Annotated in this window: 13 protein-coding genes; 10 read left to right on the top strand and 3 right to left on the bottom strand. The window is 38.4% G+C overall.

Going from position 1 to position 15,139, the window contains the following annotated elements; genetic code table 11:
- The first annotated feature begins 69 nt into the window (after positions 1–69).
- Complete coding sequence (locus tag CH361_RS13595; protein ID WP_100791364.1) at positions 70–534, top strand: GyrI-like domain-containing protein; 465 nt, start codon at positions 70–72, stop codon at positions 532–534.
- Here CH361_RS13595 and CH361_RS13590 read toward each other — a convergent pair.
- Both CH361_RS13590 and CH361_RS13585 read right to left on the bottom strand, forming a co-directional pair.
- Entirely contained in the window at positions 524–1,315 is a 792-nt protein-coding gene (locus tag CH361_RS13590; RefSeq protein WP_100791363.1) for a PrsW family glutamic-type intramembrane protease, read from the bottom strand. The genes CH361_RS13595 and CH361_RS13590 overlap by 11 nt on opposite strands.
- Positions 1,312–3,120: an energy transducer TonB gene (locus CH361_RS13585; protein ID WP_100791362.1), complete on the bottom strand. Its 1,809-nt coding sequence runs from the start codon at positions 3,118–3,120 to the stop codon at positions 1,312–1,314. Before CH361_RS13585 ends, CH361_RS13590 begins: the two co-directional genes overlap by 4 nt.
- Before the next feature lie 63 nt (positions 3,121–3,183).
- Between CH361_RS13585 and CH361_RS13580 the strand changes: the two genes are divergently transcribed.
- The 6 genes from CH361_RS13580 (at position 3,184) to CH361_RS13555 (ending at position 9,311) form a co-directional block, all read left to right on the top strand.
- On the top strand, positions 3,184–4,584 hold the full coding sequence (locus CH361_RS13580) for a glycine--tRNA ligase (protein ID WP_165782270.1): 1,401 nt from the start codon (positions 3,184–3,186) through the stop codon (positions 4,582–4,584).
- Positions 4,585–5,052: a GNAT family N-acetyltransferase gene (locus tag CH361_RS13575; RefSeq protein WP_100791360.1), complete on the top strand. Its 468-nt coding sequence runs from the start codon at positions 4,585–4,587 to the stop codon at positions 5,050–5,052. It abuts the gene before it with no gap.
- 275 nt (positions 5,053–5,327) lie between these two features.
- Entirely contained in the window at positions 5,328–6,254 is a 927-nt protein-coding gene (locus CH361_RS13570; protein ID WP_425268688.1) for an esterase/lipase family protein, read from the top strand.
- A 94-nt stretch (positions 6,255–6,348) separates the two neighbouring features.
- Positions 6,349–7,398, top strand: coding sequence for a lipase secretion chaperone (locus tag CH361_RS13565; RefSeq protein WP_100791358.1), 1,050 nt, complete (start codon positions 6,349–6,351; stop codon positions 7,396–7,398).
- A complete protein-coding gene (gene lnt, locus CH361_RS13560; protein ID WP_100791357.1) occupies positions 7,367–8,989 on the top strand; it encodes an apolipoprotein N-acyltransferase in 1,623 nt (540 codons plus the stop codon). Before CH361_RS13565 ends, lnt begins: the two co-directional genes overlap by 32 nt.
- Before the next feature lie 25 nt (positions 8,990–9,014).
- Entirely contained in the window at positions 9,015–9,311 is a 297-nt protein-coding gene (locus CH361_RS13555) for a hypothetical protein (protein ID WP_100791356.1), read from the top strand.
- Between the two features lie 89 nt (positions 9,312–9,400).
- Here the strand turns inward: CH361_RS13555 and CH361_RS13550 are convergent, their stop codons facing one another.
- Complete coding sequence (locus CH361_RS13550; RefSeq protein ID WP_100791355.1) at positions 9,401–11,401, bottom strand: helicase; 2,001 nt, start codon at positions 11,399–11,401, stop codon at positions 9,401–9,403.
- Between the two features lie 115 nt (positions 11,402–11,516).
- Here CH361_RS13550 and CH361_RS13545 point away from each other — a divergent pair, with 115 nt between their 5' ends.
- From CH361_RS13545 to feoB, 3 genes are read left to right on the top strand one after another with little or no spacing between them, the layout of a single operon-like run.
- The gene (locus tag CH361_RS13545; RefSeq protein ID WP_100791354.1) at positions 11,517–12,815 is read left to right on the top strand and encodes an ABC1 kinase family protein; all 1,299 of its coding nucleotides are present in this window, start codon (positions 11,517–11,519) and stop codon (positions 12,813–12,815) included.
- A 9-nt stretch (positions 12,816–12,824) separates the two neighbouring features.
- Complete coding sequence (locus CH361_RS13540) at positions 12,825–13,064, top strand: FeoA family protein (RefSeq protein WP_100791353.1); 240 nt, start codon at positions 12,825–12,827, stop codon at positions 13,062–13,064.
- Entirely contained in the window at positions 13,061–15,130 is a 2,070-nt protein-coding gene (feoB, locus tag CH361_RS13535; protein WP_100791352.1) for a ferrous iron transport protein B, read from the top strand. The genes CH361_RS13540 and feoB overlap by 4 nt, the downstream gene beginning before the upstream one ends.
- Positions 15,131–15,139 lie beyond the last annotated feature (9 nt).

Here is a 15,139-nt window from a genome sequence, read left to right as displayed (position 1 = left end):
GAGCACGGTCAGTCAAACCATTCTGTAAGAAAAGGTTGCGTTTTTTTGGCAAACTGAAACTTTTTCTCTATGTCTGAAGTGACGGAACCATTGGTAAAAACAGCTAGTTTCTCGGTGATGGGACTTCGTATCCGAACCTCCAATGCTCCTGGGGATGCTGACATTCACATTCCCAAAATCTACTCTCGGTTTTACAAAGAAGACATTCCCAAACAAATGGAGTTACTTCGAAAATTCGATCCACTATTTGCTGTGTATTTTAATTATGCCTCTGATGAAACGGGAGCTTATGATTTTTTGTTAGGTTATGCGGTGGATCCGAAAACGAAATTACTGCCTGGTATGGAACTAGTCCATATTGAAACACAAAACGGCCGTTATTTCCATATCCAACCAGGGGCTCCGGAAGAAGTAGTTCCTAAATTCTGGGCAGAGATTTGGAACCATCCGGAAATTCCAAAAATTAGAACCTACCAAATGGATTGGGAAGAATATTCAGAAGCAGGGATTCGCGTTTTTTTATCTACAAAGTAGAAGATTCAATCTCACCTGTTTTTTTAACTTCTCCAAAACTTGTGATACTTTCGTTATCTCCTTTTGTATCCACAACAAACTCTCTCCAATCATTCACAACCCAAACCCAAATCCCCACAAACAAAGATGTGGCGATCCAAAGTCCAATGAGAGAACCAGGAATCAAAAGAAAATCAACAACCCCATGTTGCATCACGGCCAAAATAAATCCAAATATGATATACAACCTTTTGCTCGCAGGTTCCAATCTTTCATTACTTTTCAAAAGAAAGAATGTAAAACAAAGATTAATGAGTAAATGAATGTTAGAAGAATGTATGGTTCTAGCAAAAAAAAGATCTAACTTCTTTTCCTCTGGTTCCCTTGCGATGTAATGAGTGTTTTCAATAAAAGAAAATCCCATGGCAACGAAAGCTCCAAACAAAACTACGTTAGGGGAAAAGGTTTTGTTTTTTTTATCATAACCAAGAAAAAAAGATAAAATCATAATAAAGAATACTTTGAATGTCTCTTCTGTGATCCCTGCTTGGATAAAAGCTAAGTGAGCCGTTTGTGTGAGCATACTTACTTTTTTCTTGGGAGTGAAATCTGCTTCTGGCCAAAGGATAGGATGAAGTCTTAGGATTAGATCCGTTGATAGCCAACCGAAAAACAAAGCCAAGAGGACTCCTACTACTTCCTGCCAACCTTTTTTAGGTTTATAAGCTTTCCAAATGACAATGGCCCAAGGAAGAACAGTAAATGCACCAATCAAATAATCAAAATAACCAACTTCTTTCATTCTGGTAACTCTTCCATATAACGGCCGTCAAATAGGTTGATCATTTCTTTTTGGAGTGGAGTCGGAACAAATTCAGGATCAATCGGCCCATTCCAAAAAAGTTCTGTGACTCTAATGTCGTTTTTAGTTCCTGGTGGAGGCATGAGCGGACCTAAACTTTCCACTAGTTGTAAGGTTCTTAAATCTTGATCAGGATAATCCGATCCTTCCACAAGTTCTACATCAATCACATCTCCATCCTGAGTAATGGTATAGGCGACAACAGAAGAATAAGGGTGTGGTGCTTTGGCCCAATAATCCATATAACTTTCAGGGATTCGCATTTTTGCGGAGATATAGTTTGAGTAAGTTGGTGGGACTTTTTTTCCGCGAATCTTTTTGATATAACCCTTCACCGGGCCATTATCCGCTACTTTTTCGTTGGAGATCTTTTCACCCTTCTCCTTGTTTTCTGTTTCATTTCCTGTGACCACTCCGCCATTCAGCCCTTTTGTATCATCAGGGACATTGGGATCAATAAAGTAGAACTCCATTTTTTCTGGACGAAAGTGATCATTTTTTTGTGCGGATTGTTCTTTCTTCTTACCACGTTGGAGGGTGATCGGAATCAAAAATACAAGAGAAATCAAAATCAAATGAAAGAGTAAAGAAAGAGGTAAAACATTTCGAAATCCTTTCCGTAACCCAGGTTTGAAAAAAGGTTCCGACTCACCTACCTTATCTTCCTTAACACCTAAGTTTTCTAAACTAAAAGATTTTTCCAATAGGTAAGAGGAATAAAAATAAATTCCAACAAGGGCTAAAACAGAAAATACCGCATAAGCAATATTTTGTGATGAAATAAAAAAGTCTTTATCAGGAACACCTGGTTTCAAACCAAATCCTGCTAAAAATTGAATCCCGAAGATAGGACTTAAATACGAAAAAACCCAAACAGCAGAAAATAAAAATAATAACAAAGTTAAAAATAAGATGGGAAACCCACGCCAGTACTCATAAACAAAAATATGCCCAAAACCTGGAAGAATACGATCTCGGAATTTTGCTTTTTCTTTGACAATGAGTTCTAGCCGAAAAGGGAATCTGGACTGGGAAACTACTGCGGCCTTCCATCGTTCCCGAATGCGAATTCCTTCCATATAACGCAAATAAGGTTCTGCAATGAGAGAAGGGATTTTATTTCGGTTGAAACTAAATAACAAAATACAAAGAGAAATGGAATAATTAAAAACAAATTGGTATACATCCGCAAGGGGTGCCAGTGGCGAAAGAGATTTGTTGGGATGTAATTTTTCTGAGATGTATTGAAATCCAAAATTGAGAAGTAGCGCCAGAAAAAGAATCAATAATAAAGTATCAAACTTGGCATCACGAATGCGCATCTCCGTGCGGATCGTGGCATGAGGATGTTCTGTCTGCAATTTAGCGGTTCGGATGGATTCTCTTTTTCTATTTCTCTTTCTGCTATGAAAAAAATTAACAAGGAGTAAAAGAAAACAAACCACAACAAATCCAAACTTTAACTGAAAACTTCTGGATTCTTTTGAGAGGAATTCGTTGATCACGACCTCCCATTCCAACCCTGACCTGTGCACAAGTTCGATGGGATAAAAAACAACCCAAGAAAGGATATAAACAGCAATCACTGCTAAGGCCCGAAGGCGAAGGCGAAACTCATTTGGGAAAGCAAATAGGACACCTAGGGCCAAAAAAGGCCCAAGAGAAAACAGGGGGGACATCCAAAGGAAGAAGGTTAAGGATTTTTTAGCCCAGGGAGAGAGTAGTTTTGAATTTGCCGAATCCATTCTTTAGTCTTATCTCAAGGAAAATACTTTGAATTTTCATGGAAAACAAAAAATTTGGCGGATATGGCACAGCCGAAAGAGAAAGAAGAACAGTCGCTTAAACCCATAGTCGCGGTCTCCAAAAGAAGGGGCTTTGTTTTCCCCGGATCCGAAATTTACGGAGGCCTCTCCAATACCTTTGACTATGGTCCGAACGGAATTGAAGTATTAAACAATTTAAAACGACTTTGGTGGGAATACTTTGTTCACAGACGGGATGATGTTTTGGGACTCGATTCCTCTATCCTCCTCCACCCTCGCGTTTGGGAAGCTTCTGGTCATATTTCTAACTTCAATGATCCTCTTATGGATTGTAAAAAATGTAAAACAAGAGTCCGTGTTGATAAATTTTTAGAAGATAAAGAAGGGGAAGGTGCTGCCACTGGGAAAAGTTTAGAAGAACTCACAAATACCATCCGTGACAAAGCCTATGCCTGCCCCACTTGTGGAACTGTAGGAAGTTTTACCGATGCTCGTCAGTTCAATTTGATGTTCAAAACTTCCCATGGTGCTTCAGAAGAAGGAGCCACGGATATCTACCTCAGACCTGAAACAGCACAAGGGATCTTTATTAATTTCAAGAATGTAACCCAAATTGCTAGGAAGAAAGTTCCCTTTGGAATTGCTCAAATTGGAAAGTCCTTTCGAAACGAAATTATGGCCCGCCAATTTATCTTTCGCACTCGTGAGTTCGAACAAATGGAGATGGAGTTTTTCTGTGAACCAGGCACACAGAAAGAATGGTTTAAGTATTGGGTAGACTACTGCATGGACTGGCTTGTGAATGTGGTAGGACTAAAAAAAGAAAACCTTCGCGTTCGTGAACATGAAAAAGAAGAACTTTCTTTTTATAGTGATTCCACAAGCGACATTGAATACAAATATCCCTTTGGTTGGGGCGAACTTTGGGGTGTGGCTTCTAGAACGGATTACGACCTCACCCAACACGAAAAGTTTTCTTCTGAAGATTTGAAGTATCATGACTTGGATCAAAAGAAAAAATATCTACCTTATGTTGTAGAGCCAGCACTCGGCCTCAACCGCCTTTTCCTTGCAGTGCTTTGTGATGCTTACGAAGAAGAAAAATTAGAAAAGGATGATGTGAGAACAGTCCTTCGTTTTGGAAAACGAGTGAGTCCCATGAAAGTGGCAATTTTCCCACTAATGAAAAAAGACGGACTCGATGCCAAAGCCAAAGAAATTTATGCAGATCTACGCAACCATTGGTATGTGGATTATGATGATAGTGGAGCGATCGGAAAACGTTACCGTCGCCATGACGAAATTGGAACCCCATTTTGTATCACAGTGGATTACGATACCATGAGCGATGGAACCGTCACTATCCGCGAAAGAGATTCGATGAAACAAGAAAGAATCCCTGTCGCAGAACTGAAAAGTTACCTCATCAATCGAATGGTTTAGGTGATAAAAGACCTTTCCGAATCCGATAGAAACCAGACCATCGAACTCGTAAACCAGTTCTACAGAAAAGTAAACGAACTTGAGTTAGATGGTCTTTTCCGTATCCGTCCAAGAGCGGCAACCAAATTCACTGATATCTATTTTAAACTGATCGGAACTGGCAAAGTATATATGCGCGGGTTCTTTGAAGATTCCGAACTTGTTTCTTTACTCATTGGCAGAGTGGAAGAAAAACCCCACCTAGAAGAAGAAAGAAGTTTATTTATCGATCTTGCAGTTACCAAACTTGGTAAAAAGAAAAAAGGATATATGTCTGAACTCCTTAAGGATGTAGATCTTTGGTGCAAAGAAAAGTCCATCCCCGCAATTGAACTTAGGGCCATTTTACAAAACGAAGAAGCAGTCAAATTTTGGGATAAGTCTTCGTTTGATCGGTTTTATATCCGCTACCGCAAACGAGTGGAATGAAATTTCTACAAAGACATTTCGCTATTCATAATTCTCTTCACCAAACTTTCGTTAAACTGTAAAAATAAGCGAAAAAAGACACACGTTTCCACTTACCAATATCCAAACCTCAGAAACTAATTCTGAAACATCCATGAATGAAAACTTATAACTAAAGATGTTCAATTTAGATAAAGAGCATTTTTTTTTCAATCTTGTAGTAAAAATATCCTTGCCCCAAATAAGGCAAATTGACACAGTTTTATCTTAGAAAATTCAGAGGTGAAATAAATATGATTCGCAAAGGTCTTTTAGCCATTTTTATCACAGTCGTGTTAGCAAGTCCCGTTCTCGCTAGCTCAGGCTCTTCTTCCAAACCACTCGCAGGCACTTATCCTATTATCCTTTCTCATGGTCTTTTTGGTTGGGGCGAAAACTCAGGCGGAATCATTAGCATCGTAAACTACTGGGGTGGAACAGATGATTACCTCAGAAGCCAAGGTGCAACCGTATTTGCTCCAGGAAAAACTGCCGCAAACTCTAACGAAGTGCGAGCTCAGGAATTAAAAGCTGCCATCCTTACTTATTCTGCAGCAACCAACTACTCTGGAAAATTCCACATCCTTGGTCACTCTCAAGGTGGTCTTGATAGCCGTTATATGGTTTCTAACTTAGGACTTTCTGGTCGCACAGCAACACTCACCACTCTCAACACTCCTCACTACGGTTCCCCAATTGCTGACATCGTAAAAACTGTTCTTCCTAGTTGGATCCAACCGTTTGTTGCAAGTGTTGTGGAAACTCTTGTAAAACTCGTTTACGGTGGAACGAACCAACAAAATGCTCTCGCAGCTTTAGCTTCTTTGTCTAAAGAAGGACTCGCTTCTTTCAACGGATACACTCCAAACAAATCAGGTGTGAAATATTTCTCTTACGGATCTTCGATCACTATCCCTGACCTCATCCAACACCCTCTTATGGGAATCCTTCACCCTGCTTGTGGAGCTGGTGGACTTTTCCAAGGACAAGGTTTCACAAACGATGGACTCGTTCCACTTTCTTCACAAAAATGGGGAACTTGGAAAGGTGGACCTTCTTACGGAATCTTCACTACAGGGATTGACCACTTACAAGTATCCAACACTCTTCGTTCAGGAAGCCTTTGGTATGACGTAGAAGGTTTCTATCTAAATATGGCTTCTAACATGAAGGCAAATCAGTAATCAAACCTGAAGTTTTTTAAGGAAACCCAAGCGACTGCTTGGGTTTTTTTGTTTTCAGAAGTAATCACCATCCTTTACTACGATACCATCTCCCATGAATGTTAAAAATTTACGTTACCTTAGTTATGCCATTGGAGCCCTTCTCCTAATTTATATCGTTTTTCGAATTGCCTCTCCTGCAGAATTGGAGACCCATGCAGATGAAAATCCAAACGACAAAGCAGAATCATACTTTCGCACCCAAAGTGATGGATTTTCCGTCGATCCCTTTTATTTAGAATCCGCAAAAACCATTTTTTCAGCAGATGGACAGTTCCTCCGTTTTGATGAAATCATCTCACGAGCCAAATCAGGTGAATTGAATTTTGTTTCTGAACTTTGGAATCTTCGTAGGCAATGTCCAGAAGGTAGCACCCGAGAACAATGCCATGAGTACATCAAAGCTTTTCTCCAAAATGAATATGGCGGGGAAGAAGCAAAACGACTGGTATCAATGCTTTCCAATTATTTAAAATATGAAGAAGCAATGGTCCAATTGGATCCTTCTAGCAAATCCTATTCTAACCAAGAAAGATACGAACAAATCAAACAACTTCGTAGGAAATATTTTGCCAAAGAAGATGCAGAACTGATATTCGGGTTGGAAGAAGCAACAGCAGATTTCAGTTTCAATAGAAAAAACTTTTTAGACGAAACCAAAAACATAAAAGCTGATGATCGGATTCGGATGTATGAAGACTATCGTAAAAAATCCTTTGGTTCTTATTACAATGCAGTGACGGCAAGAGAACCAAAGTTTGATAAGTTCGAAACCGAAATGGATCTAAGACAAAATGAACTTTCTAAACTCTCACCTCAAGAACGTGAGTCCAAAGAAAAAGAAGTTCGGATTCGTTACTTTGGCAAAGACGGAAATGACCGAATGGAAAAAGTCTTAAAAGAAATGAAGGAAGAAGAGGAAAAAATTTCCAAACTACAAGTTGAGGAAAAAAACTTCCTGAAAAACTATCCCAATCTATCCGACTCGGAACGCGAAAAGAAATTAATGGATCTTAGAATCCAAACACTAGGCAGTAAAGAGTTAGCAGAGGAATATTCAAGAAGAATGGAATATGAGAAAACACTCAAAAATTCCACAAATTAAATACCCTCTCTTACTCCTCTTACCAGTTGCTATTCTTTTTAGTTTGGCCCTAGAACCCTTCGGATTTGCTTCCGCGGGGTTTCTCTGCGTTTTTCTTTTGTTGTACTTCACAAAACTACTCACAGAAAAATCCAATTGGAAACAAACCTTCTTTGCAACACTTCTCTTTTCCAGCCTCGTGACTGTTACCAGTTTCTATTGGATCTGGAATACGATTCGTAATATATCTGGTCAAGGGATGGGAATTTCCATTCTACTCTTTATCGTTTATGCTCTTGTTTCTTTTTATAAAGTAGGAGTTGTTTTTTTTGGTTCTGTCTTTGTAACTAAAAACAGAACAGTCAAAAACTCTGATTTCTTTTTACTCCTTCTACCCTCTTTATTTTTAGTTTCTGATTGGATTTGTCCCATGGTTTTTCCTGTGTATTGGGGAGATTTGTTTCGAAACCAAATCCTTTGGAGGCAAATGGCAAAGTTTGGAACAGAAGTTTTGGGATTTGTTTCTATTCTCTCAGTTTCGCTTTTATATTTGATGTTTCTAAAATCCAAACAAGGAATCAAAAGTTACTTCCCTTACCTTTTTCCTATTTTTTGTTTTTTCTCTCTAAACTTATACTTTCTTGCAGAAACAATTCCCCAAGGAACAAACATCCATCTCGCACTCTTACAACCAAACACTTCCTATGCGAAAAGAGAAATCCGAGAGGACCAAGTATGGATGACAAATACCATCCAATCCGTATATGATCTTGGGCTTGAAGCCATTCGGAATGCATCGAAACCGATTGATTTACTCATTTTACCAGAATCTTCTATTCCTTTTTTAGGGACTCTTGATTCTAAAAATCCAAACTCCACGTATAGCAAAAGTTTTGTGGATATCACAAGAAGTTTAGTACAAATCAGCAATACCCCTCTTGTTTTTAATGAGTTGGTTTGGGATTTAGGATCTAGAAATTCACTCACGATCCTTCATCCCATCACTCTTGTTTCGGAAAGGAGATACAAACAAGTTTTATTACCATTTGGAGAGTATTTGCCTTGGGAAACAAAACTCCCATGGCTAAGAAATCTTTTTCCAGAAACAAGTAACCACATTCCAGGAGAACTAACAGAGGCTCTAGGTTTCCAAACAAAAACAGGAGAGGTCTTAAGTTTTAGTCCGCTCATTTGTTATGAAATTCTTTATCCTGATTTTGTGGGAAATGTAGTCAGACATTCTCCTTCGGAATTCATTCTCAATCTCACCAATGATTCCTGGTTTGAAAGTCAGACGGAAGCAAAACAACATGCAGGAGCAGGGAGACTTCGTTCGATCGAATCGGGTAGACCAGTGGTTCGCGTTGCAGTCACAGGGATCACCACAGCCTTTGATCCATGGGGCCGAGAGATGATGGGAGATTTACAAACATTCCAAAAAGCCATCGGGTATCTAGATTTACCAACTGTGGAAAAGGGAAGAACCACTCCGTTTATCCAATTCGGCCCCAGTCCTTGGCGGTTCATGGCTATTTTTCTTATATTTTTTGTATTTTTCCGCAGTCCACCTCGTATACTATCTCATAAAAAGAAAAATGAAATTGAAATTTAGGTAAGGGAAGAAAGGCTATTCGAATATGGAATGGGAAAAAATACTTCGCGATGCGGTGAAAGAAAACTCGATTAAGGAATTGTATCTCAGAAAGGTACCTTCTTTAAAAACCTGCGAAGATTGGAATAAGGTCGTGGAAGTGGGAACAGTAGACCACAAAACGAAATATGCTTATTATAAGGGTGGGCTTGTTAAATACGGGGAAAGATTGTTTTTTGTGACCCAAGAACGTCTGGATGCGGTCTCTCCGTTTCGTAAGTGGGATTTCAAAAATAAAATCAAAATCACTGATCCAGAACTCACTGTCGGTGAAAAAAAATAAAGAAAATCTCAAACATTATCTACACCTAACAAAAAAAGACCAACAAAAGTTGGTCTTTTTTCATTTAAGGGGAATCAGAAAAACTTTGATTACCGGTTCAATCGAATGATCATGTTTAGTTTTTCTGCAATGGCGATCACTTCCATCACCTTCGACTTCTCAATGATGATTCCTGTTGGGCTCACCTCTTCCAATACGAACTTTTTCCCTTTGATTTGACCAAGAAGTAATTCCATCACTTGGGAATCTTTGGTTCTAAGGAGAACTGAATCTTCTGTAATGGTCACGATTGGTAGGTTGTTACCCCAATCATCTAGTAAGAAGAGTAAGTTTTGTGCAAGGTCCGCTTTCGAAGATTCTCTTAAAAAATGAACGAAGGTTTCCTTGTCATAACCAAGTAAAATTCCCAATTGGAAACTATCTTTGGTAAGAAGGAAAGTATATACTCTGTCGTAATCTTTTAATTCACAGAAAGCTTTTAATAAATGAATTCCATTGAGTGACACACGATCAGGGAAAGCAATGATCGAGAAGTCTGGGTTGATGGTAATTCCACCTTTTTCTGTGACGGTTACCAATGCTTCATGGTTAAAGTAATGTGCACCCAGTTCAGACAAACTTAAGTTTCTTTGTGGGTATTCTACTTCAATAAGACCAAACAGTTGTAAGTAAAAAATAGCAGAAATGATTTCTTTACGTAAATCAGCCAAATCTTCTTCGTAAGTTTTGATTTGGAAGGTAGGAGAAAAAACCAAATGGTCACGAATGATATGTGAAAAGATCACAGATGTGTTGATCTTTCCATGCGCCATAATGAGTTTTACAGTTTTGTCTAAAATTCCTTTTTCGTAAAACGGAACTTCGGTGGCAGTAAATACTTCAGCAGGATTTAGACGACGTGTTCTTGCTTCATTCACTTCGTGAATCACAAGTTTCATGATTTCAAAGATATCTTTCTTTAAAAACTCATCAGTCTCTTGGATGAGAATTACGTTTTCACCTTTGATATCAACATATCCTAAAAGTTTTAAGATAGGAAGGATGAGTTCAATTTGATATACTTGGCTTTTCTCTGGAAAAATTTCGATATCAGGAGATAAAAGTTCTGTTTCCGTTCTTTTGTGATCGGCTTGTTTGATTTTTCCTGATTTAGCAAGGTTCAAACCTTTACGCGAAATATAAGAGATTAGTTTTTTTACGTTTAAGAAAAAATCGAGACCATTTGCAGAAATTTTTTCCTGACGAACACGAGTTCCTTTTTTTACAGGAGGTAAAATAGGAGAAAATTGTAGATGATCCAAAATTTCTTTTGGAATGACAATCACTCGAATGAATTTGTCTTCTACATAGTATAAGTCGCGAACCAAATAAAGCGAAGTTAGATGAGGAATGGTTTGTTCAAACTTACCTCTGTTCACAGTGATGTAATTGCGGATTGTATCTGCTTCAATCACACCACCATGAATGTAAATCTGGTGCAGTATATCTTTATCAAAATCAGAAAGCCCTTCAATTAGTTTCTGAAGAAATTCTTGTTCTAGAGCATTCTTTAAGAATGATTCAATGTGTTCGCCTTTTTTGGCACCAACAGCTTCTTTCCATTCTTCCGGAAGTTCTGCGAGTGTGGCTTTGTGTAAAGCTTTCTCAATAGAGAATTTAAACTTCTCACCTTTTGGATTTGTTTCTACTTTGATGAGTCTTAAGTATTCATCATAAGTATGGTATTTATCTAAATTATTAGTTAAACGTTCACGATTCTTTCTTTGGTATAATAGATAGTATTTTCTGAGAACGTTAAGTTCCATCTCCACGTTGATTGGTGGAATGTTGACCTTTCTGGAAATTTCCCCAAGAGTCATGACCCCTTTGTTCTTTAAAATAGAAGTCAGAATATTGACTTGGAGGGGGGTGAACTTTTCCAGAACCCCTTTTAAGTAGAATTCGTCCTGGAAAATCTCCATGAGACCCAAAATGGTCGATTTTTTGTCCTTTCCCGGGATCTTTTGGATGTTCCAAAGGCTGGCGATTTTTTTGATCTCGTTGAGATCGAGTTTCTCTAACTCTTGGTACAGGACAGTTTCTTGGCTCATGGGTGTGATTTGATAAGTTTTTGTTCGAGACCTAATCCTGCAACTCTATTTCAATTGTAGGAGCGAAGCGGATTTTCTCGTTTCCAATCCCGATTTAGGTCTCAAATTAGGGCGTATGGATTCCCTTTCTGAACTAGTTTCTTTTGGCCTACAATCAAGCCTTCGAGTCGCCCATTCCAGTTTTGTCTTCACTACCAAGGCATTTGGGATCCTCGCCCAACTGGCAAAGGGAGAGCCAAATCATAGGGAAATCGCAATTACCCTCCGGGAAGCGTTTTCTCATCTGGGAGCCACTTATATCAAACTTGGCCAGTTCATCGCCAGTGCTCCTTCTATTTTCCCAAAAGAGTATGTAGAGGAAATGCAAGCCTGTTTGGATTCGGTAAGGCCCGTTGCTTACCGAGACGTCCGTTCCTCCGTAGAACGCGAATTGGGTGGAAAACTAGAAACCCTATTCCATAGTTTTGAAGAAACTCCCCTTGCCTCTGCTTCTATTGCACAAGTCCACGCTGCCGTTACCAAAGAAGGACTCGATGTAGTTGTCAAAGTTCAAAGGCCAGATGTCCACCTAACTTTAAAAACCGACATGCAGATTTTAGGAATCTTAACTAAAATTCTCGCATTCATTGCTCCTGAATTTAAAAAATCGGGACTGACTGCTATGTTTGAAGAGTTCCAAATCTCTATCTTACAAGAAATTGATTTCATCCAAGAAGCAAAGAACATCGAAGAGTTTGAAGATTATTTATTACGAGTTAAAGAATCAAGAGCCAGAGTTCCCAGAGTGTATCATACCTTATCTTCAAAGAAGGTTTTGACCATGGAACGATTTTATGGAGTGCCCATCACTGATGAAGCGGGACTTCGTAAATTCACAAACAATCCTAGAAAGGTTCTAAGTGATGCATTGGAAATTTGGTTTTCTTCTTTATCCAACCAAGGTTTTTTTCATGCAGATGTTCATGCAGGAAATTTAATGATTCTAAAAGATGGAACCATCGGTTTTATCGACTTTGGAATTGTTGGAAGGATTTCTCCTAAAATCTGGAAGGGGTTAATGCTTTTCACACAAGGAATTGGGATTGGTGAACCAACTTTAGTGGCACAAGGACTAGTGGAAATGGATTCAACAGACAGCGGTGTTAATCCAGCAGTCCTTGCAAAGGAACTCGATTCTGTTTTTAATGAATTAGAATCTGTTTATGTGCATTTAACTGATAATGAGATGTTTGACGAATCCAAAGTGAATCGGATTATGTATGAGATGAAGGAAATTGCAGAAAAAAACGGATTAAAAATCCCAAGAGAGTTTGCCCTGCTCATGAAACAAATGTTATACTTCGACAGATACGTGAAATCGATGGCTCCGGAAATTAACTTGTTCCGTGATTCACAAAAATTTGCTATCTCATAAACAAAACCAATGACTGTAAAAGATTTAAAAATTGGCGAAATTGCAGAAATCGTTTCCTTAGATTCAGAAAAACTTCCAAGACCCATGTTGACAGAACTACTCGAACTTGGTTTTTTCCCAGGAGCAGAAATCATTTTAAAACACAAATCCTTACTTCTAGGGAAGATGATTTGTGTTTTAAGCGGAACAACGATTGCACTACGGACGAATGACGGGAAGGCAATTCAAGTCAAAATCAAACAAACATGAAAGATAAAAAAATTTATTTAGTTGGGAATCCTAATTGTGGGAAATCAACCCTCTTCAATCAACTCACAGGCCTCAAACAAAAAACAGGAAACTTCAGTGGAGTGACTGTAGAAAAAAGAGAAGGAACTCTTAACTTAAATGGATCCGACTGGATCATCACCGACTTACCAGGGACATACGGCCTCGGTGGAGTTGCAGAAGATAAAAAAATAGCTTACGAAGTTTTACTTTCCAGAAAACCAGAAGAACAGGTCATTTATGTTTTAGATGCTTTGAATCTAGAAAGAGGTCTTCAATTTTTACTACAAGTTATCGATATGGGGGTCCCCACCATTGTTGTTCTTACAATGAAAGATGTACTTGAGAAAAAAAGAATCCAACTCGATTTAGAGAAACTAAAAAAATCTATTGGTCTTCCGTTTATTCTTGTCAATGCAAAGTCAGGAGAAGGAATCGATTCCTTAAAAGAAGTATTAAAAAATCCGAATAGTTTTCAAAAACAATCTAGGTTGTGGACTTGGGGAACAAAAGAAGAATCATTCTTAAACAAAACAAAACAAAAACTGGGAATCCAAACAAACGAAGCAGAATTCTTTTTATCACAGTCTTTAAAATATTTAAACAAAGATCCCCACCTAAGTGAAGAACGTTATTTTCTTAGGTTCCCAGAAGAAACAAGAAACTGGTTACGTTCTGAGGTTGAAGGCAAAGGATATCTTTTTTATTACCAAGAAGAAATGATCCACCGATCTTTTCTGATTAAAAAGGTTTTGTCTGAAGCCATCACTTATCCTAAATCCGTACCTGGAAGCTTTGAAGAAAAATTAGATAAACTTCTATTACATCCAATTCTTGGATTTATTTGTTTTTTTCTTTTGATGGGACTCTTATTCCAAAGTTTATTTAGTTTTGCTGAAGTCCCGATGGATCTAATTGAATCGGGGATTACAAACTTACAATCATTAGTGGAATCATTTCTCAGTGATGGCCTACTAAGATCACTCATCACAGAAGGGATCATTGGTGGTGTAGGAAGTGTCATTGTATTCATTCCTCAAATTGCTTTGTTATTTCTATTCATTGGAATTTTGGAAGAATCTGGATACTTAGCACGTGCAAGTTTTCTTATGGATCGAATTATGGGGAAGTTCGGGTTATCTGGAAAATCTTTTATCCCGCTCCTTTCCTCTGCTGCCTGTGCCGTCCCTGCCATCCTTGGAACGAGAACCATAGAAAATAAATCAGATCGTTTTACAACGATTATGGTATCGCCCCTCGTAATGTGTTCGGCACGGTATCCCGTTTATATTCTCATCGTTGGAACTGTTTTTAGTTTTCCACCAATATTTGGAATCTTCAATGTCCAAGGATTTGTTTTGTTTTCTATGTTTTTTTTGGGAATGATCACTAGTTTTGGATTTGCACTTCTATTTCGCAAAACAGTGTTTAAAGAAGATGCCTCTTATTTTGTGATGGAACTCCCCAGATACAATGTTCCGTCGATCAAAAGTTTATTTCATACAGTTTATGGAAAAGTGAAATCATTTTTATCTTCCGCCGGTCAGATCATTTTATATATTTCTGTCCTTCTTTGGTTTCTCAGTCATTTCCCAGCGGAATACAAAGATAATGAATGGAAAACTAGTCCCATTGAAACTTCATACATTGGAACCATAGGAAAAACCATAGAACCAGCAATTGAACCAATGGGGTTTGATTGGAAAATTGGGATCTCGATTCTCACATCTTTTGCGGCCAGGGAAGTGATGGTTTCCACCTTAGCAGTGCTATATGGCTCAGAAGAGAATGAAGAAAGTGAATCCTTACGAGCCACCCTTCGCAAAGAAACTAGGCCAGATGGATCTCTGGTTTGGACACCACTGTCAGGATTTTCCTTACTTATATTTTTTGCTTTTGCTAGCCAGTGTATGTCCACCCTCGCGGTAACAAAAAAAGAAACAGGTACGATCTTTTGGCCGGTGGTTCAATTTTTATATATGACTTCTCTTGCCGTTACTTCCTCCTTTCTCATTTTTCAATTGGGAAAAATTTTAGGATTTGTTTAAACTGCCGAC

Source organism: Leptospira brenneri, from assembly GCF_002812125.1.
Lineage (GTDB): Bacteria > Spirochaetota > Leptospiria > Leptospirales > Leptospiraceae > Leptospira_A > Leptospira_A brenneri.
Note: the sequence above shows the minus strand (reverse complement) of the source record. Positions and strands in the feature narration are given on the sequence as shown.

Excerpts from the sequence above, each read along its gene's own strand:
- CH361_RS13595 (WP_100791364.1), top strand. The coding sequence starts at position 70 with ATGTCTGAAGTGACGGAACCATTGGTAAAAACAGCTAGTTTCTCGGTG.
- CH361_RS13590 (WP_100791363.1), bottom strand. The coding sequence starts at position 1,315 with ATGAAAGAAGTTGGTTATTTTGATTATTTGATTGGTGCATTTACTGTT.
- CH361_RS13585 (WP_100791362.1), bottom strand. The coding sequence starts at position 3,120 with ATGGATTCGGCAAATTCAAAACTACTCTCTCCCTGGGCTAAAAAATCC.
- CH361_RS13580 (WP_165782270.1), top strand. The coding sequence starts at position 3,184 with ATGGCACAGCCGAAAGAGAAAGAAGAACAGTCGCTTAAACCCATAGTC.
- CH361_RS13565 (WP_100791358.1), top strand. The coding sequence starts at position 6,349 with ATGAATGTTAAAAATTTACGTTACCTTAGTTATGCCATTGGAGCCCTT.
- lnt (WP_100791357.1), top strand. The coding sequence starts at position 7,367 with ATGAGAAAACACTCAAAAATTCCACAAATTAAATACCCTCTCTTACTC.
- CH361_RS13555 (WP_100791356.1), top strand. The coding sequence starts at position 9,015 with ATGGAATGGGAAAAAATACTTCGCGATGCGGTGAAAGAAAACTCGATT.
- CH361_RS13550 (WP_100791355.1), bottom strand. The coding sequence starts at position 11,401 with ATGAGCCAAGAAACTGTCCTGTACCAAGAGTTAGAGAAACTCGATCTC.
- CH361_RS13545 (WP_100791354.1), top strand. The coding sequence starts at position 11,517 with ATGGATTCCCTTTCTGAACTAGTTTCTTTTGGCCTACAATCAAGCCTT.
- CH361_RS13540 (WP_100791353.1), top strand. The coding sequence starts at position 12,825 with ATGACTGTAAAAGATTTAAAAATTGGCGAAATTGCAGAAATCGTTTCC.
- feoB (WP_100791352.1), top strand. The coding sequence starts at position 13,061 with ATGAAAGATAAAAAAATTTATTTAGTTGGGAATCCTAATTGTGGGAAA.